13 protein-coding genes, 1 tRNA gene and 1 pseudogene are annotated in these 24479 nt (G+C 47.8%); 11 read left to right on the top strand and 4 right to left on the bottom strand.

What is annotated here, in order from left to right:
- Window positions 1–417: 417 nt before the first annotated feature.
- Window positions 418–499: transfer RNA gene (locus J3P34_RS03225), tRNA-Leu, on the bottom strand.
- Between the two features lie 133 nt (window positions 500–632).
- Window positions 633–1352, bottom strand: coding sequence for a phosphatase PAP2 family protein (locus J3P34_RS03230; protein WP_210466360.1), 720 nt, complete (start codon window positions 1350–1352; stop codon window positions 633–635).
- A gap of 170 nt (window positions 1353–1522) precedes the next feature.
- On the opposite strand from J3P34_RS03230, the gene J3P34_RS03235 reads away from it, so the two are divergent.
- The 7 genes from J3P34_RS03235 (at window position 1523) to J3P34_RS03265 (ending at window position 11287) form a co-directional block, all read left to right on the top strand.
- Window positions 1523–2020, top strand: a complete 498-nt coding sequence (locus J3P34_RS03235; protein WP_210486399.1) for a CinA family protein — start codon at window positions 1523–1525, stop codon at window positions 2018–2020.
- Window positions 2021–2337: 317 nt separating this feature from the next.
- Window positions 2338–3009: a class I SAM-dependent methyltransferase gene (locus J3P34_RS03240; protein ID WP_210486400.1), complete on the top strand. Its 672-nt coding sequence runs from the start codon at window positions 2338–2340 to the stop codon at window positions 3007–3009.
- Window positions 3010–3072: 63 nt separating this feature from the next.
- Window positions 3073–4905: a M61 family metallopeptidase gene (locus J3P34_RS03245; RefSeq protein ID WP_210486401.1), complete on the top strand. Its 1833-nt coding sequence runs from the start codon at window positions 3073–3075 to the stop codon at window positions 4903–4905.
- 405 nt (window positions 4906–5310) lie between these two features.
- On the top strand, window positions 5311–5940 hold the full coding sequence (locus J3P34_RS03250; protein ID WP_210486402.1) for a hypothetical protein: 630 nt from the start codon (window positions 5311–5313) through the stop codon (window positions 5938–5940).
- Window positions 5941–6119: 179 nt separating this feature from the next.
- Window positions 6120–7592: a sodium:solute symporter gene (locus J3P34_RS03255; RefSeq protein ID WP_210466365.1), complete on the top strand. Its 1473-nt coding sequence runs from the start codon at window positions 6120–6122 to the stop codon at window positions 7590–7592.
- A 217-nt stretch (window positions 7593–7809) separates the two neighbouring features.
- Window positions 7810–9258: a sodium:solute symporter gene (locus J3P34_RS03260; protein ID WP_210486403.1), complete on the top strand. Its 1449-nt coding sequence runs from the start codon at window positions 7810–7812 to the stop codon at window positions 9256–9258.
- A gap of 205 nt (window positions 9259–9463) precedes the next feature.
- Window positions 9464–11287 carry an ABC transporter ATP-binding protein gene (locus tag J3P34_RS03265; protein WP_210486404.1) on the top strand — a complete coding sequence of 608 codons (1824 nt, stop codon included), beginning with the start codon at window positions 9464–9466 and terminating at the stop codon, window positions 11285–11287.
- A gap of 397 nt (window positions 11288–11684) precedes the next feature.
- Here the strand turns inward: J3P34_RS03265 and J3P34_RS03270 are convergent, their stop codons facing one another.
- Complete coding sequence (locus J3P34_RS03270) at window positions 11685–13112, bottom strand: SusD/RagB family nutrient-binding outer membrane lipoprotein (protein WP_210466368.1); 1428 nt, start codon at window positions 13110–13112, stop codon at window positions 11685–11687.
- Window positions 13113–13121: 9 nt separating this feature from the next.
- Window positions 13122–16334 carry a SusC/RagA family TonB-linked outer membrane protein gene (locus J3P34_RS03275; RefSeq protein WP_210466369.1) on the bottom strand — a complete coding sequence of 1071 codons (3213 nt, stop codon included), beginning with the start codon at window positions 16332–16334 and terminating at the stop codon, window positions 13122–13124.
- 1523 nt (window positions 16335–17857) lie between these two features.
- Here J3P34_RS03275 and J3P34_RS03280 point away from each other — a divergent pair.
- The 4 genes and pseudogenes from J3P34_RS03280 to J3P34_RS03295 form a co-directional block, all read left to right on the top strand.
- Window positions 17858–20857 (top strand): SusC/RagA family TonB-linked outer membrane protein, encoded by a 3000-nt coding sequence (locus tag J3P34_RS03280; protein WP_210486405.1) that lies wholly within the window; start codon window positions 17858–17860, stop codon window positions 20855–20857.
- A gap of 15 nt (window positions 20858–20872) precedes the next feature.
- Window positions 20873–22285, top strand: coding sequence for a RagB/SusD family nutrient uptake outer membrane protein (locus J3P34_RS03285; RefSeq protein ID WP_210486406.1), 1413 nt, complete (start codon window positions 20873–20875; stop codon window positions 22283–22285).
- 240 nt (window positions 22286–22525) lie between these two features.
- On the top strand, window positions 22526–23152 hold the full coding sequence (locus J3P34_RS03290) for a hypothetical protein (protein WP_210486407.1): 627 nt from the start codon (window positions 22526–22528) through the stop codon (window positions 23150–23152).
- A 743-nt stretch (window positions 23153–23895) separates the two neighbouring features.
- Window positions 23896–24441, top strand: a pseudogene (locus J3P34_RS03295) (GNAT family N-acetyltransferase); the annotation flags it as partial.
- Window positions 24442–24479: the final 38 nt, after the last annotated feature.

Consider the following 24479-nt stretch of genomic DNA (forward strand, 5'->3'; position numbering starts at 1 on the left):
TCATAAAATTATTTTAAAAAATACAAAAAAGCATAAAAGCACGTTAAACCCTTCTATTTCCCCGTTGAATCGGCCTTGATGCTCGTTGAAATTTTAAGATGTTTTAGGTGGTAAGACTTTCACCAATATTGAAGGAAGGTAGAAACAAGATAGATAGTGATTCAACTGCTTACAGTGTCCAAAATGCTATCCAGTGCTTTGCTAGTGAGAGGCTATACCATTTGTTTATTAGGCGTTAATCCAGAAACGTGGTGATTTCGTCATCGTCAATCAGCAGAACCTTTTAAATTCCTTCATAAGAAATTCAAGGTTGATAGGATTGGTGAGAAGCATTGAGCCACAAAGATGCTCATACTTTTACATCCACCTCAAAACAAAAAAGCCTTGCAACTTTTCAGTTACAAGGCTTTTCTTTTGTGCGCAGGGGGAGATTCGAACTCCCACACCCGAAGGCGCTGCCGCCTGAAGACAGTGCGTCTACCAATTTCGCCACCTGCGCATCAATGTCCCTTAATTGCTTTAGGGAGCACAAAACTACCTACTTTTTCTTTATCCGCAATAGCTGTGCCTACTTTTTTGCGCAAAATTTTTCCTGTTTTATATTTCGCCCACGCGCTCAGGCACTTATTTTTTCAGGACACCACCTGCCCCTCGCCTTTCACCACCGGGTTAAGGTTCCGCTTGGAGAATTTCTCCATTCGGTTCAGCAGAAAAATGGCCAGAATAACCCAACCCAGGCCCGCGGCCAACCCGGCCAGCACATCGGTGGCGTAGTGCACATGCAGGTACACCCGGCTAAACCCGATAAACAAGATCAGCAACGAGAGCAACGTGATCAGCAGAAAGCGCCAGGCAGGCTCCTCAACGCTTTTGTAGACCAGGTAAATGAGCAGGCCGTAGAAGGAGGCGCTGATCATGGCGTGCCCGCTGGGGAAACTGAGTCCGTAAGACTCCACCAGGTGCGGCACCAGCGGCCTTGGGCGGTTGAACAGGTACTTGAGTAGCAGGTTCAGGGAAATACTGCCCACCGCAATCACCGGCACTTTCACAGAGTACCATTTGTGTTTCTTCACAAAAAGGAAATACCCGATGAGCATAAGCCCGGCTCCCGAGATGAAATTGCGCGAAGCCAGAAACGTGATGCCCTTGATAAACTCGGTCAGGCTGGGGTTGGCCCGTTCATCGGCCCAGGCGAAGGCCTTACTGTCAAACTTAAGTTCCTGACCCGGCAGCACTTCTTTGGCCAGCCAGAAAAACACCACCAAACACAGAATAAACACCGTCCAGATCACTACCAACTCCACGGTGAACAACGCGGTACTGGCCACAAATTTCCGAAATCTTTTTTTCATAGTCTCAAGTCAAGGCGACGGCCATTTAAAGGCTGTTTTCAGAAAACAAGGCCCAAAACGGCAAGATTCTTAAAATACGTAACCGGCCAAGTCCATGTTTGGCTAGGCTGTTTGGGCAACCTGCGCCCCTAAAAACAGTATCATGCCTCATAGGCCAAACAGGAAACCGTATGAAACCAGAAGAACTGACCCAGCTCATGATGAAATTGAAAGACAAGGACCTCTCCCTGGCTTTTGCCGAAAGCTGTACCGGCGGCAGCCTGGCTGCGGCGCTAAGTGAGGCCACCGGCACCACCGATGTCTTTCTGGGCAGCATGGTTGCCTACAGCGCTGAGGCCAAAAACAAGGTTCTGGGCGTGAAAAACGAAACTCTCAAGCTCTACACCGCCGAGAGCCAGCAGGTCACCAACGAGATGGTGCAGGGTCTCTACAAACTCCTGAAGGCTGATGTCTGCGTGGCCGTGACCGGGCTCTTCGGGCAGGGCGGCTCCGAGACCGCCGAAAAACCCATCGGGACTACGTTCATCTCCATCCTTTTCAAAGAAAAAGTGGAGGAGTACCGCCAGGTTTTCAAAGGCGATGCCCAAAAGATGCGCGACCAGGCCCAGGACTTTATCTTCAACAAACTCAGCGATACCGTTGACCGGCACTATCAGCATGCCGTGTAAGGTATCCTCGGGCTCATACCGCCCTATCAAAACCCATTTTTGTCAAAGCTGTTTTCATAGCTTTTTCAGATAACTGAGCCTGAAACAGGATTGAATTGCCACGGCTGTAAGACAGGTCAACTTTGTTGGCCAGGGTTGGAGTTTAAAACCCCACATCCGTCCTTATAAACGCTTAAATGCAGCCAGGTACCGCTACAAAAGGAAAGAAAATGCTTAGCCTATTCTCCGCCCTTTTCTGATTTCCCTGACCGACGGGTATTTGTTTTTGGGCTACTTTTGGGAAAGCGGCTCTAAAACAGCTCAGCTTGTTTCTTCAGATGCAGCCAAGCCTAACTCCAGACTTCAACTTTATCGCGCCGGTGTATGACGTCCTGGCGCAGCTGGTCTATGGCAAAGCACAAAAGCAGGCGCAGGCACATTTTCTTTCTTTGATTCCGGAAAAGGCGCGGGTGCTGGTTCTGGGCGGCGGCAGTGGCTGGATTCTACCCGAACTCCTGCGCCAAAGCCAACCAAATCATGTATTGTTCCTGGAGTCCTCCGCCATAATGCTACAGCAGGCCCAAAGAAGATTCACCCAGACATTAATTCAGGACAAGGTGGAATTCCGGCTGGGCACCGAGGCTGACCTTCGGCCCGAGGAAAGATTCCACGTAGTGCTCACGCCTTTCGTGCTGGACCTTTTCCCTCCCGAGACAGCCCTCGCCATGATGCAGCGGCTGGACCAGGCCCTTCTCCCTACTGGTCTCTGGCTCCATACTGATTTCCGGTTAAGCTCCTCTCCTACCCAAAGACTCTGGCAGAAACCCATGCTGTGGGCCATGTACCGGTTCTTCAGGGCAGTCAGTCACATCCCGGCAAAAGGCTTGCCGCCGTTTGAGGCGCTTTTCGCAAAACTGGGCTATAAACCCCGGCAGCAGGCCTTCTTCTTCCAAACCTTCATCTGCGTCCAGGTTTACCAGAAGCCAGGCTCCCCTGCCCAGGACAACTAAATAGGCGCCGAGTGTAAGATTCTAGGATTGATGTGTATCTTGGGGGTTGAAACATCCTCCTCCATGAAGAAAACACTCTTCACTGCCTTGGCCGCCGCGGCCCTGGCGTTTGCTACTCCCGCAATGGCGCAACAGAGCGTCAACTACCAGGTATCCTTTGAGAACGCGGTTCACCGCGAAGCCACCATCATTGCAACCTTCAAAGGCGTGACCGCGCCGGTGCTGGAAGTGAGAATGGCTCGCTCATCGCCGGGGCGCTATGCCTTGCATGAATTTGCCAAAAATGTGTACAATGTGCAAGTCACCGACGGACAGGGCCGGACTTTGCAAGTGAATCGCCCCAACCTGCACCAGTGGAACGTATCGGGCCACGATGGCACCGTAACGGTGAAATACACCCTCTTCGCTGACCACCCAGATGGCACTTACGCAGGGGTAAATACCACCCACGCCCACCTGAACGCCCCGGCCACTTTCATGTACGCCAACGGCCTGGAGAAAGCGCCCATTCAGGTAACGTTCACCCCACCGGCTGGCCAGAACTGGACCGCCGCCACCCAGCTCAAGCGTGAAGCCGCCCCACTTACCTTCTCGGCCCCAGATTTTCAGTATTTCATGGACAGCCCCACCGAACTGGCCAACCTGCAGTGGCGCGAGTGGACCGTGCAAGAGAAAGACCGCACCCAGAAAATAAAGATAGGCCTGCACCACAACGGCACCCCCGAGCAACTGGACGAGTACACGAACCGGGCCAAGCGCATCGTGGCCGAGGCACAGGCAGTGTTCGGTGAGTTGCCAGCCTTTGACTTTGGCGAATACACCTTCATTGCCTGTTATTTGCCCGGCACCCCGGGCGATGGCATGGAGCACCGCAACTCTACTGTAATTACCAGTTCCCGTTCGCTGGAGGCTGGCATGAACCCTAACCTGAGCACCCTGTCGCATGAGTTTTTCCACGCCTGGAACGTGGAGCGCATCCGACCCCAAAGTCTGGAGCCATTCAATTTCGCGGATGCCAACATGAGCGGCGAACTGTGGCTCGCCGAGGGTTTCACCAGCTACTACGGCACTTTGCTCCTGGAGCGGGCCGGGGTTTCCTCCCAAGCCGATTACCTCCAGAATGCCGCCTATCCAATTACCTCGGTAATGATTTCCCCGGGCAAGGCGTATTTCTCGCCGGTGGAGATGAGCCAGCAGGCGCCTTTTGTGGATGCTTCCCGTTCGGTGGACCCTACCAACCGCACCAACACGTACATCTCCTACTACACCTATGGCAACGCCATCGCCATGGGGCTGGACTTCACCCTGCGCACCAGGTTCAAGAACCTGTCTCTGGACGACTACATGCGCCTGCTCTGGCAGCGCCACGGCAAACCCGAGAAACCTTACACCCTGCCTGACCTGGAACGCGCCTTGGGTGATCTGACCAAAGACCCGGCTTTCGCGCAGGATTTCTTTAAACGGCACATTTCCGGCAAGGAGACCATCCCTTACGAAGCCCTGGCCCGCGAAATGGGATTTGCTTTGCAGGCTTCCAAAAATGCAGTGCTGGGCTGGGAAGGACTTAAGTTCCAGAACGACCAGGCCACCATTGCCCAGGGCACCTTCTCCAACAGCCCGCTCTACAAAGTAGGCCTGGACCGCGACGATGTCCTTTTAACCATGAATGGCCAGAAACTGACCTCGGAGAAAACCCTTGACAGCCTCCTGACCAAATTCCAACCCGGTGATCAGGTGCAACTGGAGGTAATTCAGCAAGGCACGAAGAAAACGGTGCCGCTTACGTTGGCGCAAGATCCTGGATTGGCCCTGGTACCGCTGGAAAAAGTAAACCAAACTGTCTCCAAAGCCGCCAAAGCCCGAAGAGAAGCTTGGTTGGCTAAGAAAAGCAAGTAGTTCAAAGCGTAAACCTCCTTTTAAAAGTTGAAAAGGAGGTTTACGCTTTATAGGGGTAACTCTCTTTGAAGGGCAATTTGAAGAGCAACTCTTTTCTCTGCCATCCTACTGCTGTTATCCTGCCCCTATCCTATGTGTCATCCTGGAAGGATCTTGTAGGCGAACAGCAATGTCGCTTGGGTAAACGTCTTTCTCGTTTGCTAACAAGATCCTTTCAAGATGACAATAAAGTAGGAAAGAAACACCCCTGTTTCAGCCCCGCTTTTCAGAAATCAGGCTTGAAACGGAAAAGGGTAAACTATTGAGGGGAGTTCTTGCGTTAGAGGCTTAAATACCTTTATCTTAGCAGGGTAGCGACCCACCAAGTCATGCAGGCTTTCTGGCAGCGCTTATTCAAAATCCAAGATGTCAAACAAACTCATACATACCTTCATTGCCTTGCTGGTCTGGGTGGCAGGCGTGCTTCCGGCTCAGGCGCAGGATGTGACCACCCGCACCTCTTCCCTGGACTCAATCAAAGCCTCGGCTCCGTTTGTTCCCCGGGTGAGCTATGGCCTAAATGCGGGCGCGGCGTTCAGTAACTTCGGATCGGTGTCTTATGTAGAGCCCCGGTTGCAGTACCAGGTATCGCCCAAGTTCCACGTGTTCAGCAGCCTGACCATGCTACAGACCTGGGGAGGGCCTACTTTCAGAACCACTACCGGCGAGGGCACTTCTACGTTGATGACTTCCGCTCCCAGCCGCCAGTACTTGTTACACGTGGGCGGTACGTACGCCATGACCGACCGGCTTTTGCTCAGTGGCAGTGTCTGGAAAGACCTGAACCCATCAGCGGCCAACCGCTGGAACAACAGCAATCCTTTGACTTACGGCCGACTGCCTAACCAGGGCTTTCATTTTCAGGCCCAGTACCAGGTAGCGCCTAACTTCACCGTTTCGGGTGGGGTGCGTTACAGCAACGGCGGCAATGCAGGTTATGGCTACGGTTACGGCGGCGGATATCCGGGCGGGTTCAACTCTCCCTGGGGCTTCTAAGAAAACCAGCCGTTTTTAAGATATTGCATCAAAAGCCTTCCCTCTATAAGTGGGGAAGGCTTCTTTTTGTCCTTCGGCTCCGGTTTTGCCCTCATTCTTTCAATTACGCCCTATTCTTTTTTGGTTATATTTGCCTTTGCACCAAAAACTAAAACGCACAAAACCCTACTTCCCCGCACATGTCGTCAACGCTTATCCTGGGTATCATTGCCGCTTATTTCTGTATCCTTATCCTCATCTCTTTTCTCACAAGTAAAAAAGGAGAATCCACCGATAGCTTCTTCCTGGCCAACCGCCAGTCGCCGTGGTACGTGGTGGCTTTCGGGATGATCGGGACCTCGCTTTCCGGGGTGACTTTTATCTCGGTACCGGGCATGGTGGAAAAGGCTCAGTTTTCTTATTTGCAGCTCATTCTGGGCAACATGCTGGGGTATTTTGTGGTGGCGCTGGTGCTCATGCCTTTATATTATCGGCTTAATCTGGTGTCTATCTACACGTACCTGGAGCAGCGTTTCGGGTATTGGTCTTATAAAACGGGCGCCGGGTTCTTCCTGCTGTCCAGAACCCTGGGCGCTGCCCTGCGCCTGTACCTGGTAACCGGGGTCTTGCAACTAGCCGTTTTTGACAATCTGGGCGTGCCTTTTGAGGTGACCGTGATCATCACCATCGGGTTGATCTGGGTATATACCTTCCGGGGCGGGATGAAAACCATTATCTGGACCGATACTTTCCAAACCCTGGCCATGCTCATCTGCGTGGGCATCACCATCATCACCATCTCGCAGGACCTCAACCTTTCTTTCAACGGTATGGTGAACACCATCAGCGAGAGCAAGTTCTCGCAGGTGTTTTTCTGGGACGTGAAAGACTCCAAATACTTTTTCAAGCAGTTCTTCTCTGGCTTCTTCATTTCCATTGTTATGGTAGGCCTGGACCAGGACATGATGCAGAAAAACCTGAGCTGCAAAAACCTGAAGGAGGCGCAGAAAAACATGTTCTCCTTCACCCTGATCATCCTGTTCGTGAACATCCTGTTCCTGAGCCTGGGCGCCTTACTGTACCTATACGCACAGTCAAAAGGCCTTACCTTGCCTGAGAAAGGCGATAACGTATTCCCGTTCCTGGCCCTGAACTACTTCTCGGCTTTCATGGGCATTGTGTTCATCCTGGGCATCACGGCCATCACCTACGCCTCGGCAGACTCGGCCCTCACGGCTTTGACCACCTCTTTCTGCGTGGACTTCCTGGACTTCAAGAATCGCCCCGAGGCGCAGCGCATTAAACTGAAGAACTGGGTGCACCTTGGCTTCTCGGTGACCATGGCGGTGGTGATTGTGATCTTCAAGATTGTGAACGATGAGAGCGTGGTGCAGGCGGTGTTCAAGGTGGCGGGCTACACTTACGGACCGTTGCTGGGGCTCTACTCCTTCGGGGTGTTCACCAACCGTCCCGTGCGCGACAGCCTGGTGCCTTTAATCTGCGTGTTGGCGCCTATCTTAACCTACATTATCAGCTTGAACTCCGTGAATTGGTTCTGGGGCTACGAGTTCGGGTTTGAGGTGTTGATCCTGAACGGCTTCCTCACGTTTATGGGCCTTTACTCCATCTCCCGGAAAAGGTCTGAGTTTGTGGATGTAACCCAAGCCTATTAACAACATCTTTTTGCGAGCCCCTGCGCTTTGGGCCTGTTTTACAGAAAACAGGCCCAAAGCGCAGGGGCTTGTTGTTTGTCCCGGAACTGGTTTTGCGGCTCTTTTCCCGAAAGCAGGCCTAAAACAGCTTTCTTCCGTGTACTTTTGCGCAGGCAATTCCCCACGGGATAGCCTCATGTAATTCTTAATTCCCGATTCTTAATTCCTAATTCTCCCAGTGTCTCCTCTGCTTATCCTCGGCATCATTGTCGCTTATTTCTGCTTGTTGCTGGCCGTTTCCTTTATAACCAGTAAGAAAGGCGAGTCAACGACCGCTTTCTTTTTAGCCAACCGTGAGTCGCCGTGGTACGTGGTGGCGTTTGGCATGATCGGGACTACGCTCTCGGGCATCACGTTTGTGTCAATCCCGGGTATGGTGGAGAAATCGGGGTTCACGTACCTGCAGATGGTACTGGGCTACGCGCTGGGTTACCTGGTGATTGGGCTGGTGCTGCTGCCGCTATATTATCGGCTGCAATTGGTTTCCATCTACACGTACCTGGAGCAACGGCTGGGATTCTGGTCTTACAAAACCGGCAGCGCCTTCTTCCTGCTCTCGCGTACCATGAGCGCGGCTTTGCGGCTGTACCTGGTGGCGGGCGTGCTGCAGTTGGCGGTGTTTGGGCCGCTGGGCGTTCCGTTTGCGGGCACAGTGGGCATTACCATCGCTTTCATCTGGGTGTACACGTTTAGGGGTGGCATGAAAACCATTATCTGGACCGATACCCTTCAGACCCTGGCCATGCTCCTGTGCCTGGGCATCTGCATCTGGGTTGTTTCTGAAGAACTGAATCTTTCCTTTACAGGAATGGCCAGGGCCATAGTACAGAGCAAATATGCCCAAGTATGGGTTTGGGACGCCAAAGCGCCTAATTTCCTCCTGAAGCAGTTAGTGGCCGGGGCCTTCATCACCATTGCCATGACGGGCCTGGACCAGGACATGATGCAGAAGAACCTGAGCTGCCGCAACCTGCCCGAAGCCCAGAAGAACATGTTCTGGTTCACGGTGATTTTACTGGTGGTGAACCTCTTGTTCCTGATCCTGGGTGCCCTGCTCTACTTCTACGCTACCCAGAAAGGAATCCTGCTGCCCAGCAAAGGAGACGATGTCTTCCCCGAGCTGGCTCTGCGCCATTTCCCGGCCGTGGCTGGGTTGGCGTTCATCCTGGGTATCACGGCCATTACCTACGCCTCGGCCGACTCGGCGCTTACCTCGCTTACCACCGCTTTCTGCGTGGATTTCCTTCATTTTCAGCATCGGCCGGAGGCTCAGCGCATTCGCTACAAAAACTGGGTGCACCTAGGTTTCTCTGGATTGCTGATGGTGGTTATTCTGCTATTCAGGCTGTACAACGATGAAAGCATCATCGCTACGCTTTTCACGTTGGTGGGCTACACCTACGGACCCTTGCTGGGCATGTACAGTTTCGGGCTGCTGACCAAACGTACGGTGCAAGACAGGTTCGTGCCGGTGATTGGCGTGCTGTCGCCAGTGCTCACTTATGTAATCAGCGCGAACTCGCAGGAGTGGTTCTGGGGCTACCAATTTGGCTTTGAGGTGCTGCTTTTGAACGGCCTGCTCATGTTTTTGGGCCTATGGTTGGTATCTGCCCGTAAAACTGCTTAGAAAGCCCTTTAACCCCATTTTATTAAGCTGCGGAAGTCAGGAGTATTGGCTACCTTTGCAGGTTGCTTTCCAAGATTAAGCAGATTTGTTCCTGTTTTAGCCCTACTTTCTTCAAAACCGGCGTAAAACGGATTTGATAGTCTCAGAAAGCTATTCTGGTGCTGCTTCCTGGCGGCACAATTTAAATTTAACTATTAAATAGTACATGGCAAAACGAGGATTCGGGCCGGGAGCGGCTTCCGAACTTGAGACAGAAGGCAAACCCAGACTAAACAAAGAGAGTCTGCGGCGCGGCCTTCAGATATTTAGATTTCTACTTCCCTACAAAGCCAAGTTCTACACGGGCCTGGTTTTTCTGCTTTTCTCCAGCCTTACGTTCATGGCTTTCCCGGCCGTGACGGGTATGCTGTTGGATGCGGCCGTGGGTAAGCCCACCGCTTTCTCCCAGGACATTGACCTTATCGCGCTGTTGCTTTTCGGGGTGATTGCCTTGCAGGGAATCTTCTCTTTCTTCCGGGTCTATTTTTTTGCCCAGGTAAGTGAAAACGCCATCGCCGATATCCGCAAGAGCCTGTACACCCAGTTCATGGGCCTGCCACTCACCTTTTTTGAGCAGCGCCGTGTGGGTGAGATCACCAGCCGCATCACCTCAGACGTGAGTTACATACAGGACGGTTTTTCCATAACCCTTGCCGAGCTGTTCCGCCAGGTGACTACCCTGGTGGTGGGCATCGGGTTTATCATGTTCATTTCCGTGAAACTTTCGCTTTTCATGCTGGCCACTTTTCCGGTGCTGGTCATTTTGGCCATGGTTTTCGGGAAACGGCTTAAAAAGCTATCGCGCAAAACGCAGGATGAACTGGCTATCACCAATGTGATTGTGGAGGAAACGCTGCAGGCCATTCAGGTGGTGAAAGCCTTCACCAATGAGCTATTTGAGATCAACCGCTACAAGCAGGCTTTGGGACGATCAGTGAAAACGGCCATTACCACCTCCTTCTACCGGGGCGCTTTCATCTCCTTTATTATCATCGGGCTCTTTGGGGGTATTATTCTGGTGATCTGGTACGGCGCTACCCTGGTGCAACGTGGCGAGCTAACCTTTGGCGAACTGACTTCCTTTATCCTTTACACCACATTCATCGGGGCTTCGGTGGCCGGTCTGGGTGATTTATACGCCAAGATCCAGGTGTCTATTGGTGCTTCTGACCGTATTCTGGAGATTCTGGACCAACCGGTAGAGCAACCTGATTTGGGTCTTCCGGCAGCCACGCCAGTGAGATTGAACGGGAATGTACGTTATAACCATGTGGGCTTCTCCTACCCTACCCGCCCGGACCTACCCGTTCTGCAGAACATTGACTTTGACATAAAAGCCGGGGAGAAAATTGCCTTGGTGGGCTCCAGCGGCGCCGGTAAATCTACCATTGCGCAGTTACTCATGAAGTTCTACAAAGTAGAGCAGGGTACCATCTCTATTGACGGCCAGAACATCAATAACCTGCACCTCCATGACCTGCGCGGTAACATTGGCATTGTACCGCAGGAAGTATTGCTCTTTGGCGGTACCATCAGAGAGAACATTGCCTACGGCCGTCCGGATGCTACCGATGAAGAGGTGCTGATAGCTGCTCAGAAAGCTAATGCCCTGCAGTTCATCCAGTCTTTCCCCGAGGCGTTCAACACGGTGGTAGGTGAGCGTGGCATCAAACTCTCCGGAGGGCAGCGCCAGCGCATCGCCATTGCCCGCGCCATCCTTAAAGACCCGGCCATTCTTATCCTGGATGAGGCCACTAGTTCCCTTGATTCTGAGTCAGAGATGCTGGTTCAAGAGGCTATGGATGAATTGATGAAAAACCGGACCACCATCATCATCGCCCACCGCCTAGCCACCATCAGAAAAGTAGACAAGATCCTGGTGATTGACAAAGGACAGATTGTGGAAGAAGGCTCACATGAAGTACTGGCCAACAACCCAGATGGGATTTACGCCAACCTTCTGCGACTACAATTTGACGTACATTCTTAAGAAGTTCTTACAAGAATGTAAGAGCTTCTTAGGCGATGCTCCGGAGCTATTTACGTGATAATAAAAACAAAGAGAGTTTGCTCCCGCAGGAGCAAACTCTCTTTGTTTTTACAGCCATTGCTTGGAAAGAATTTGATATGATGATGGGCATTTGACCTTATTGGAAATTCAGCAGCGCTGACCAGGATTTGTTATTGCAGCTCATTATTTCCAACTTAATAATATATCCATAGGGTCAAAATGGCATCCGCTGATGTATGCCTCAATTCATTTATGGCCTATGGAAAACATTGAACATAGAGTTATGGAATGAATACAGAAAAGAAGGAAATAAAAAAGCCCTGGCAGATACCTACCAGGGCTTTTGACTAATCAGGCTTTAGACCTGAAATATTTCTTAGAATTTATCCCAGAAAACTTTTGAGGTAACGGTATTACCACCAATGGCAGCTGAAGCAGCTTCGGCGTTATCACCATTACTGTTAAACTCTGTAGTTGGGTAAGTTAACCGAAGTGGAATCTCACTGATACCCAAAGCTGGTTTCACCAGGTTTGGAGCATCTAATCTTCTCCACTCTTTCCAACCTTCAACTGGGTTGTTGTAAAGGGCTAGCCATTTTTGGGTACCAATTTTCTGCTTGTAATCTCCAGGAGCAGTTAAGTAGTTAACGCTTGGTTGCAGAATGTAAGCAGTTGCTTCGGCTTCAGTTCCACCCCACTCAGTGATAGAGGCAGTGATACCAGCATTGTAGTGGCCCATTGCGGTTCCGCCTACAGCAAATCCTCTTTCAACTGCTTCGGCCAGCAAGAACTCAACTTCTGAGTATGACAACAGCATACCTGGGTTAGTAGGGCTCTCAAGGATAGTACCAGGGGCAGAGTTCGCAGAGTAAGAGTTTGGCGCACCGTAAGTACCTCCTTTAAAGGTACCATTCTCCAATGGTTTGAAGTACTCATTTCTTCTTGGGTCATTCAACGCGTTCATTCTATCAATGATCGTGTTTGCTCCCACGAAGTCAGCTCTACCACTTTGTACTAGATCTGTCCAAACAGGGTTAGTGTTAGGGGTAGTAGCCAGGTAAGTGATATCTGCACTTTCTGTGTTAGATTTAATTACGTTAGGGGCTGCAGCCTCTACCATTGCTTTAGCTTTGGCAGGGTCCACATCTGCTAATGTCATGCCCAATCTCAATTTCAGAGAGTTGGCAAACTTAATCCAGTTAGGAACATTGCCATTGTAGATCAAATCAGCGGTACCTAGACCAGTAGCTGTAGCGTCAAACATACCAATCGCTTTGTCCAGACGAACAGTTAAATCAGCATAGATGGCAGCATCATCATCGTACTTAGGCAATACATTAGCAATGTCTAGCGCCTCTGAGTAAGGAACATCTCCAAAGGTATTTACCAATACAGACCAGGCATATACCTCCAGAACTTCAATAGAAGCTAACTGGTTTGCTTTAATCTTTGCATCTAAAAGATTATTCGCCGTGATAATGGTCTTGGCCTCTTTTAAATCACGCAGAACGTCACGGTAAAAAGGATCCCAGAAGTTTCTGTCCACTTGTCTGGTAGCAATCACAAACTGGCTCTCATCTGGATACGTAGTAGCCGCCCAGTACTGTGCATAAAACCGGAAAGGGTTATTATTTACACTGGAACTGGTGATGATATTAGACAAGCTGCGCTCAGCACTAGTTACCAGAGTAGCACCCGGTACTTGAGTGGCGGCTTTCGTGTTGATATTATAATCATCTAAGCTATCTACACACGAAGTAGTGAATAGCAAAGCTGGAATGCAGAAATATAGTATTCTCTTCATTGTTCTTAATTAAAATTTGAATCTAAGGTTAAATCCAATATTACGGGTAGTTGGGTAGCTACCAGAAATATATCCTTGTCCTAAGTTACCAGAGCTCAAACCATCTTCTGGATCTGCGTAAGGCAGGTTTTTGTGGATGATCCACAGGTTTCTACCTACCAGAGACAAATCAATTGCAGAGAAAGGTTTCAATTTAGCCATCAACGGAGCTGGTAAAGAATAGCTCAAAGAAACTTCTCTCAGTTTTACAAAGCTGGCATCATAAACATGCGCCTCTTGTGGCATGTAGTAACCATAAAGACCTTCACCGTTTTCTACACGGATGTCGTTTGGCGTACCGTCTTCTTTCACACCTGGCAGGATAACTCCACCACCTTGAGCGATTGGCAAACGAGATGGGTTTCCAAGGTCATTGTTCTGAGTAGTTTCTTCATAAAGACCTGTACCAAAACCGTAGAAATTATCCAAAGAGAACACATCTCCGCCTTGACGCACGTCAACTAAGAAGTATAAGCCAATACCTTTGTAGTTTAAGGTGTTAGAAATACCACCTCTCCAGTTGGCATTAGGATCACCAATTTCTCTGTTTGAAGAAAGCATGTAGTGTCCATCTTCATCCACTACTTTCTGGCCGTCTTTGTAAACAAATCCAGCACCGCGCAGTGTACCAAACGGACGACCTACGGTAGCGTTAGAAGACATACCACCTTGGTAGGTAGCCAATGAAATGTTTTGAACACCTTCGTACAATGAAATTACTTCGTTTCTGTTTTTAGACCAGTTCACATTCACGGTCCAAGAGAAATCATCGTTTTTAACGGGGTTAACAAAGGCTGATACTTCAATACCTTTATTTTCCACATTACCAGAGTTCACGAAGGTAGAGTTGTAACCTGTAGCTGTAGAAACGCTCACTGGTAAGATTTGGTCTACTGTGTTAGTTTTATAAACTGACATGTCAAAACCAAATTTACCTTGCAAGAAGGCCATCTCTAAACCAGCTTCCACACTTTTGGTTCTTTCTGGTTTCAGGTTTTGGTTGTTTTTAGTTCCAACTACAGAGAACAAAGGAATAGAACCCCAGGCAGTTGGTTTGTCATACACGTCATAGATAGACAAGGCTGGAGCATCGTTACCTACTTCTGCATAGTTCAAACGCACTTTACCATAGCTTAACCAAGGCAAAGTTTCTTTCAGAGTTTCTGAGAAAACGTAGCTGGTTGCAACAGATGGATAATAGAACACATTGTTAGGAGCCAACAAGGTAGTAGCCTTGTCTCTTCTTGCTGTCACATCTAAGAACACAGTTTCTTTGTAACCAACTGTAGCACTGGCAAAGATACCATCCATTCCGGTTCTCAACTCACTCTCAGTTGGTGCGTTGATTGGGCTTACTGAGTTAGAGAGAGAATACAATCTAGGAACTACCAGACCTCCGTTAGTTGTGGCAAAGATGGAGCTCTCGTAGTTTCTGCGAATGTTAGCACCAATCAAACCAGATAAGCTAACATCGCCGCCTGCTACCATTTTGTTAAAATTAGCAATCAGGTCATAGTTAAACTCTCTGGAAGTTCTGTTGAAACGAGAATAAGCAGCGACACCGGTACTACCTACCGCATTTCTTTCTTCCTGCATCTCATCATAAGAGTCCAAAGTAACTCTACCCATCAGGTTAAACCAGTCAGCGAACTTATAAGTGGCAGATACATTACCAAAATAACGGTAACGCTCATCATTTTCATAGTTCTCATAACGTACCCAGTAAGGGTTGTCAGAGTAGATTGGTCTCAAGTCAGTGGCACTACGAGTGTTCCAGGTAATGTTCTGTCTGTTGCGGAAATAAGCTTCTTTCTGCTCTTTCAGGTCAACATTGGTTTGCCACCATTGTCTGAATTGCTGCATTGGGTTGAAAGAGCTATAACCAGTTCCGTAACGACCTAAGCCATTCACTTTGGAGAAGTTAACAGACGCACTGGTAGTCAATTTAGGCGACACGTTATAAGTAGCCGCAAAATTGATCATGTTCTTGGTAAGGTTACTGTTTGGCAGAATACCTTTGTCCTCATTGCGGGTGAAACCCAATTTGAAGCTACCGTTATCGTTGCCACCATCTAAAACAACACTGTTGTTCACAGAAACAGCATCTTCAAAGAAATAGTTAGGATCGTTTTTAGCACCTACCCAGGGAGTAGCCTGACGGTATTGCGGAGAGGTTGGATCTAATGAGTTCCACTGATACACCATCAGGCTTGGATCAAAAGGAGCACCGTAAGAAGCATCTTCAGTGAAAGGAACAACTAAGTCCAGAACGCCATCGCCGTTCATGTCACGCTGGTTGAAATAAGCATCTTCATCCGGGCCATAGAAAGGACCATAACCAGCACCGTATTGTTTCTGGTATTTAGGAGCAGTGCTTTTATCAACAAAGCCCATAGTTACACCATTGTTCATGGTGATACCCAAACCTCTTCTACCTTTTTTAGTAGTGATCATGATCACACCGTTAGCGGCGCGTGAGCCATAAAGTGCAGTTGCAGCGGCACCTTTCAGAACGCTCATTGACTCAATGTCGTCTGGGTTGATGTCAGCAGCAGCGTTACCATAGTCATAACCGCCACGGCCCGTTCTTTGGTTAGCGGAGTTGGTGTTGGCATTGCTGATTGGAACGCCATCTACTACAAACAGAGCCTGGTTGTTACCAGTGATTGATTTGGTACCGCGCATTACCACGTTGGTAGAACCACCCATGGTGTTGTTTTGCGTAATGTTCAAACCAGCCACTTTACCAGCCAATGAGTTAACGGCGTTGGGGTTACGAGCAACCGTAAGGGCCTCGCCCTGTACCTGCTGCGCAGCGTAAGGCAATGAGTTCTTGGTTCTTTCGGCACCTAAAGCTGTTACCACAACTTCTTTCAGCTGTTCTGCATCAGTAGACAATCTTACGTTAACAGAAGTTTGGTTTCCAATGGCCACTTCCTGGTTTGTGTAACCAATGAAAGTGAATACGAGTGTACCACCACCAGCAGGCACGCTGATGGAATAACTTCCATTAACATCCGTAGGCACTGCTGTAGTGCTTCCCTTGAGCTGGACAGTCACTCCTGGCATTCCCTCGCCAGTACTTGCGTCTGTGACTTTCCCTGTAATAGTCCTATTCTGCGCCGCGGCTTGTTGTAGCACCACGGTGAACAGAACAAGAACTAAAAGTAAGACTTTCTTCATGTTAGGTTGTAGTTAGGTTATAAATGGTTTTATCGTTGCCTAATATTAAGCGATTCTTGGCTCAGAAACAAGGTTTTTAGTTTTTCACCATCTCAAATCCTAACTTTTTTTCTTAAACTCTTCACCAGGCCAGAATTCCCACCTTTACTTAGAGGTTAGCTCCATGTTTTATTTAAATCAATTTTCCAGCTTTAAAAATGAGCCAAAGGTAGAAAATTCACTCTAGCACAATCAATACAGACTTTTTGGAGAGAGAAACCCTGTGCTTCCACTCACTGAATGTATTCCATTGTTTGAATAAGACAAATAACTTTTGGGGCTACTCTTCACCTTCTCTCCCGCGTTCTTGAATTATTTACAATTTCGAACCTTTACTTTAGACCTAAACATTTTCTCAAGCAGACTGCTCCCGTTTTAAGGCCTTTTTACGGTTTTAAGGAGAAAACCCGCAAGTCATATCTCTTTGCCTTAATCCTCTATTTGATGGAATGAAGAAGCTTTCAGGCAAGAATTCTTTAATCTTTTGTGTACTGGCATACTGATGCATAGAGTTTTATCCAGCTGTAATTAGCTTTTTCAAGAGCTATAAGACTTCCACCCTGCGCTTTTTCTGAAGCTTTGCCATTGATTAAACAGGCATGCACCACCACAAAACCAAAATGGAAATACACCATTCAACTAAACCTATCAACATTGCAACAGCCATTCAAAACAACACTCAATTCCTTATGCCTAAGTATTTTACACTTCACAAAACAGATAAAATCTTCTACTTACTTAAAGATCTCTAAAAATAAAACGTTTGTAAAATACAATAACCAAGCCTTGAATTAAAATAGAAAAAATGGAATATTTTACTGTCTCACTTTTCCAGAAACAATTTAGTAAACTCAAGATTCAAAATTGAACTTGTAATTTTATTTTTAATTTATTGAATATTCTTTATGAAATTAATAGAAACATGGTGTCCTATTATCATATAGGCATTGGCAACCCTCTATGGTTATAAGAAATTGATAGAATGAAAAGTAACTGGCTTGCCTTACTCCCTAAAACCAAGCCCTGATTTTTTTTGGATATAAAGGCCTCACATTGTGGCAGATCTGAAAGTCATTGCGCAGGTTGTCAAACTTGAGCAACCATGAGGAGGCAGTTGCTCGTCATGGCAATGACACATGACAGTGGTTGTTCTATCTTGGCAATGAATATTTACAAAACCCTTAGAAACAAAAAACGTTACAGCTTCTATCCTCTCAACAGATTTGCCAACAATTAAACTACAGCATCCTTCTGTCTGCATCCTTGTAAAGAATATATAATTTTGATTATATTCTAATTAACATATTATTAAAAACGGCTGTGCTTCAGCACATTACAGCACCTCATCAAAATAACCATATGTTAAGTATCAGTTATGCAGAGAAATACACTAAAAAAACAAACTAATAGCTCAAGGGTTATTGGTTTATATTAATAATTGTTATTTTTATACACTTCATTTACCTAAACAAACAAAAACCAACATGAAGAAAATTTTACTATTAAGTCTTTTCTTGTTGTCTATGGTTCTGCAGGAGGCCGTGGCGCAATCAAGGACGATCACAGGAAGGGTGACTGATGCTGCAACAGGCGATGCAATGCCTGGGGTAACAGTCCAGCTCAAAGGAACCAGCACTGCTGCGCCTACAGATGTTAATGGTAGCTACACCATTTCTGTACCGGCTTCTGGGGGAACTCTCGTATTCTCTTTCATTGGATACACCAACAGAGAAATTGCTATTGGAGGTCAATCAAACATAGATGTTCGCTTATCAACAGATGCCCGTACCCTGAGCGAGGTAGTAGTAACTGGTTATGGTACCCAAACCAAATTAGAGCAAACCGGGGCCGTGTCACAGGTTGGTGGGGCTGAAATAGAGAACATCCCTATGTCTTCTGTTGACAAGGCCCTACAAGGCCGGGTGGTTGGTCTACAGTCAGTTGGTGCTTCAGGCCAACCAGGTTCTGCCCAGCAGATTCGCATCAGGGGTATTGGTTCCATCACTGGTTCCTCTGCACCCCTATTCGTAGTAGATGGAGTTCCCATCAACTCTGGTGATTTGTCTAGAAACACTACCACCGCCAACGCTTTGGCTGGTATTAACCCCAATGATATTGAGAGCATCAACGTATTGAAAGATGCCTCTGCTGCCTCTATTTATGGTTCAAGAGCGGCCAACGGGGTAATTGTAATTACCACCAAGAGCGGCCGGGCCGGAAAAACCAAAGTGCGTTTTGATGCAGAGTACGGGGTAGCCAAACGGGCTTATTACAATGAAAAAACCCGCATGCTTACCACTGCCGAAAACATTGAGTTGCTGGGAGAGGCGCTACGCAATGATGGCTACTGGGACTTCTATGAACTGAATGAAGACAATATTGGCGCATTCATTCAAGAGAACTTCGGGCTAGACCCAGAAGTGAATACCAACTGGGAAGATGAAGTACTGCAAACAGGTAAAACGCAACAATATAACCTTGCCGCTTCAGGGGGAGATGAAAAAACTACCTTCAATATCTCTGGTGGTTATTTCAACCAGGAAGGCACCACTCTTAACTCGGAATTCACAAGATACTCTGGTGGTTTAAATATCAGACACAGCTTAAACCAGAAGCTGGCAGTAGGTACTAACCTGTTGCTTTCCAATAGTACTCAAACCGGTCCGCTTAACAGTGGATTCTTTGCCAACCCAATTCTGGCTGGTTTATTCCTGATGCCAACCCTTGGTCTTGATGCTGAACCACAAGGCCCTTTCAACCCACTCCGTCTGGCGGAATTGGATAAAAACGAGAGCAACATCTTAAAGGCTATCGGGAGCTTGAATGCAGAGTATAAAATTTTGCCAGGCCTCTCCTTCACTACAAAGTATGGTATTGACTACAACAGTCTGGAAGAAGACAACTACCAAAACCCTTTCTATGGTGATGCAGAGTCAGTAGGCGGTAGCTCCACAAGGTATTATACCCGTTATTTCAACTGGGTATGGACAAACCTGTTGAACTACACCTGGGACATTAACAAGGACAATGCCTGGGTTGTAAACCTGAAAGGTGGTTATGAAGCGCAGAGATCCTCAATCTACACATCCAATGTGTATGCCGAGAACATGCCGCTGAACATTGATTTCACGGCTCCTTCTAACGCCGCCACGCCAATCACGGCCAATGGAGCCAATGAAGGCTACTCCTTTGCGTCCATCCTGTCTTTAGGAGATATTTCTTACAAAGGCAAGTATGTATTGTCTGGCTCCTTCAGGAGAGACGGTTCTTCCAGATTCGGTTCAGAGAACAGATACGGTAACTTCTGGTCTGTAGGCGCTAGCTGGAACATTGACCAGGAAGATTTCATGCAAGATTATGACTGGATCAACCAGTTGAAGCTAAGAACCTCCTATGGGGTAAACGGTAACGCCGGGATTGGTAACTATGACTGGAGAAGAGTTTATTCTTATGCCAGCACATACGAAGGCGCTGTGGCTGCCACACCATCATCACTGGGTAATGCCAACCTCACCTGGGAGAAAAATAAACCATTTGACGTGGGTATTGATGCGATTTTGTTTGACAACCGCTTAAGCTTAACCGCAGACTATTACTCCAGAACTACCTCAGACCTGCTGCTGAACCGTCCGCTTTCCTTAACAACTGGTTTCCCTAGTATTCTGGAAAACATTGGAGCCATGAAAAACAGTGGCTTTGAGCTTGCCATTTCCGGTACTCCAATCCAAGTAGGAGACTTTAAGTGGGACCTGAGCTTTAACATCTCCAGAAACAAAAACGAGATCACAGAGCTTGCGGTAGACAAGCAACAAACCGGTGGTTTCATCAGACAAGTGGGTCAGGATATCTACCAGTTCTACATGCCAATCTGGGCTGGTGTAGATCCTGAGGATGGCATGCCAATGTGGTATACAGATGCGTCTCAGTCAGAGACCACTAAAACTTACTCACAGGCTGCTTATTCATTGACCGGGAAATCTGCCTTACCTACTGCTTTTGGTAGTGCAGGTACCACCCTTACTTACAAAGGCCTGACCCTTGATGCCTTGTTTTACTATAGCTATGGCAACTACATCCGCGACCCATACTTCCAGTATCTGAACAGTGGTGGATGGTACCTGAGCGGATTCAACCAAAGAGCAACCCAACTTGACAGATGGCAACAGGAAGGTGACCAGGCTTCTGTGCCTATGTTGTCTTATGACAATGACTTGCGTTATCGCTCTTTGTCTACAAACAACCTGAACAAAGGTGATTTCATTCGCCTGAGAGATGTAACACTGGGGTACAGCTTACCAGCCAGTCTTATTGGAAACCTAAAAATGACTAACGTAAGAGTATACCTGAGAGGAACCAACTTAGCTACTTGGGTGAAAGACGACACACTTCCTTATGACCCTGAGGCAGGGGGAGTTACGGGAACCACAAACTTCGAAATCAGTGTTCCTAAAACAGTCACTTTTGGTATTAACGTTGGCTTCTAATTTTAAAAAGACCTCATGAAAAATAATTATAAGGTAATGCTTTTAGCTGGGCTGCTTTCTGCAGGCATGCTCAGTTCCTGCGGTGATGAGTTCCTGGATGAAACACCTTCAACGGGCATCAACGCAAATGAAGCCCTTCGCACAGACAATGATGTTCTAAGCGCCCTAAGAGGAGCGTATGGCGGACTTGCTTCTACAAACCTGTATGGCTTGAACCTACCGGTGCTGGGAGACATGCTCGCCGACAACATGTATGTCGCTACTTCCAACTCGGGTTATTTCAACTCTCTCTCCGGCTACAATTTCCTGAACAACAGCGGGGAAGTAACCGAGATCTGGACAGGGGCCTATGACGTGATCAACCGAACCAACGCGATCATCAATTCAAACCCTACTGTTACCGACCAGGAAGCAGTAGACCAGTACAAAGGCGAGGCTTATGCTTTAAGAGCCCTAATGTATTTTGAATTGGTGCGGCACTTTGCCAGACCTTACAATGAAACCGCCAATGCCTCGCATTTAGGTGTGCCACTCGTCTTGAAAGAGTTCGAATACAATGCGCAGCCAAGCCGGAATACGGTAGCTGAGGTGTACGCCCAGATCTTGTCTGATTTGGACAAAGCCTACACCATGATGACCCTGGATGAAGGCACGGTACGCTTGTCTAAATATGCCGCCCGCGCTTTGCAGGCCGAAGTAAACCTCTACAAAGGTGACTACGCTTTGGCTTTACAGCAAGCAGAGGAAGTCATCAATGAAAGCGGCGTTGAGCTGTTGCCATATGAGTCTGTATTATCTTATTGGGCAGAGACAGACGCCACCAAACTGCAAGGCCTGGAGTCATTGTTTGAGGTTTCTGCTACCCAGACGGAGAACAACGGGGTAAATGAATATGCCTACTTCTTTAACCAGGGTGGTTACGGACAGAACCTGGCTACGCCAAGCCTTTTTGCCCAGTATTCACCTGATGATATCAGAAGACAGTTGATTAGGGTAGGTAGAAGAGGCGCCGGTGACAACCCAGCCTACATTGTCACTAAGTACAATGCCATAGCTGGCGACGCTGAAGACAAAGTAGTGATCCGGATGTCTGAGGTTTACCTCATTGCCGCCGAGGCAGCCAACCGTACCGGGAATGATGAACTGGCACTCACGTATCTGAATACTTTGGTAGCCGAGAGAGAACCAGGCAAGGTATACGCCTCTACCGGAACGCAACTCCTGAACGATATCATTACGGAGCGCAGAAAAGAACTGGCTTTTGAAGGCGATCGTTTTGCCACCCTCAACAGGCTAATGGCTGATATCACTGGCAGAAGAAGAGCACCAAATGATCTTCCCTACAGCGATCCAAAGAGAATACTGCCAATTCCACGCACCGAGATAACTGCCAACCCTAACATTCAGCAGAATCCGGGTTGGGAATAGTAGATGATAAATGAAAAGTCATTCAATCAAACCCTGAATGAATAACTAATAAGCCCTCAGACTTACCTGAGGGCTTATTTTATTTCAGCCTGAGACAAACGGTACTTACGCTCAATTTCTTTAGCTTTATAAGCGTTGCAGATGTAGCACTATTTTACTTTAACTTACAACATCTCACCATTTAACATGAACCCAAACAAACTTTTATGGTTGGTATTGCTGCTCATAGCATGTACCAGTATGAGAACCACTGCCCAAGTTTATTTAGAGGAAGTGAACGGCCGGCCTATCAGGATAAACCAGTACGTTAACGTGGAAGGAACCCCCTTTTTACAGGAAGACTTTAGCAAAGGAACCATCACACTCCCCAATGGCACCATCCACAAAGACGTAGAATTGAAGTATGACATGGTGGAAGGCCTGCTGCAGTTCAAAAACAAACATGGCATAGTGATGGAACTCACCCAACCCGTAACTTCCTTCACCATCGACTACTCTCGGGACAAAGTCACTGAACAGACCAGAACATTTGTGAGTGGCCCCACCGTTGATAAAAGCGCACAAGCCAACACGTTTTATGAAGTCCTGGCTTCCGGACCGGTGAGTCTGCTGAAAAGGGACTTCAAGGTAATAAGAGAAGAAAAAGCATTCAATTCAGCCACTGTCACCAAAAGGATTGCCGAAGTCACCATCTACTACCTTAAACAGGGTGATGAGCTTACCAAAATAAAGAATGATGAAAAATCGGTTTTGTCTGCGCTGAAAAACAAAAAAGATGCTCTGAAAGGCTACATCACCGCCAATAAACTGAATCTTAAAAACGACAAAGATTTAACCCAGGTAATCAATTACTACAACACCATTTAAGCAAAAACGAGCTATAAACGCCAAAAAGGGAAAGTCCTTAAAAGAACCAATTCATGGATAGTTCTTTTAAGGACTTTCCCTTTTTACACCCATTTCCATCATTGATGCAGACAAACAGCACAAGAAGATAATCCAAAACCATACTGTTTCATGCAGGTCAATTTCCTCTGAGCAATGTCTGGTGTGGCCAACAACAAGCAGTGGTGTTCGGGCTTTCTCTGCTCATTTCGTTTTAGTCTCAATTCTCCAAGAACAGCCTCTAAACGCTTTTTATTGAGGTTGGCGCTTTCCTGGGCTTATTGCTTTTGCCGCTGAGGATTACCAAGCTTAGATTAATTTTTCTTTAAGAAATGAACCAAACCGTTGGTATTTTGATTTTTTTATTGAAATCTTTGCGGAAGCTTTCAAGCAGAAGCCAACATTTTTTACACGATCCTAAATCAATGAATAAAAAGTCGCTTTTATCAGTTGTTGTGGCAACGGTAAAACGCTCCGTATTGAGGAGTGCGCTTTTTTCTGTTCTGCCCAGAACAGTTTTTTGTGAACCCATTTACCTTACCCGATCCAGGCGCTAGGCCACCGGCGCAGGTTGTAATCTACAACCAACCCGGATGCATCTCTGTATACCAACTCTTAAGTTGGTAGCAGTACCTCCTTTTCTTTTTTATTTTTTTAACAAACATATAGCGATGCGTACATACGCTTCGGCTGTAGAGTTGCAGCCTATTGCATCTGTTCCTTCCATGGAAACTTCAAATAACGCTTTCACGGTAGTGGTTGCTACTGAGGAGCACACCCCCTTTGCACAGCAGATCTGCGACGAGATGGAAGCCTCGGCGAAAGCACGCGGTACCGGCATTGCGAAGCGATCTCCAGACTATGTGGCCCAGAAAATGCGGGAAGGCAAAGCCGTGATCGCGTTCGACGCGGAAGGCAACTGGGCTGGTTTCTGCTACATAGAAACCTGGGGCCACGGCGAATACGTGGCCAACTCGGGCCTCATCGTGTCACCGCACCTGCGCAAAAGCGGGTTGGCCAAGCGCATCAAGCAGAAAGTGTTTGAGTTGTCGCGTACTAAGTATCCGGAGGCGAAAATCTTCGGATTGACCACAGCGCTGGCAGTGATGAAAATCAACTCAGACCTGGGCTACCGTCCGGTGACCTATTCTGAGCTCACCAACGACGAGGAGTTCTGGAAAGGCTGCCGCAGCTGTGTGAACTTTGACATCCTCACAGCCAAGAACCGCAGCAACTGCCTCTGCACGGCCATGCTGTTTGTACCGCCCAAGGACAATGAGTGATTGAATGATTGGGAGAATGAGCGAAT

It is taken from the genome of Rufibacter aurantiacus, from assembly GCF_017916345.1.
GTDB lineage: Bacteria > Bacteroidota > Bacteroidia > Cytophagales > Hymenobacteraceae > Nibribacter > Nibribacter roseolus.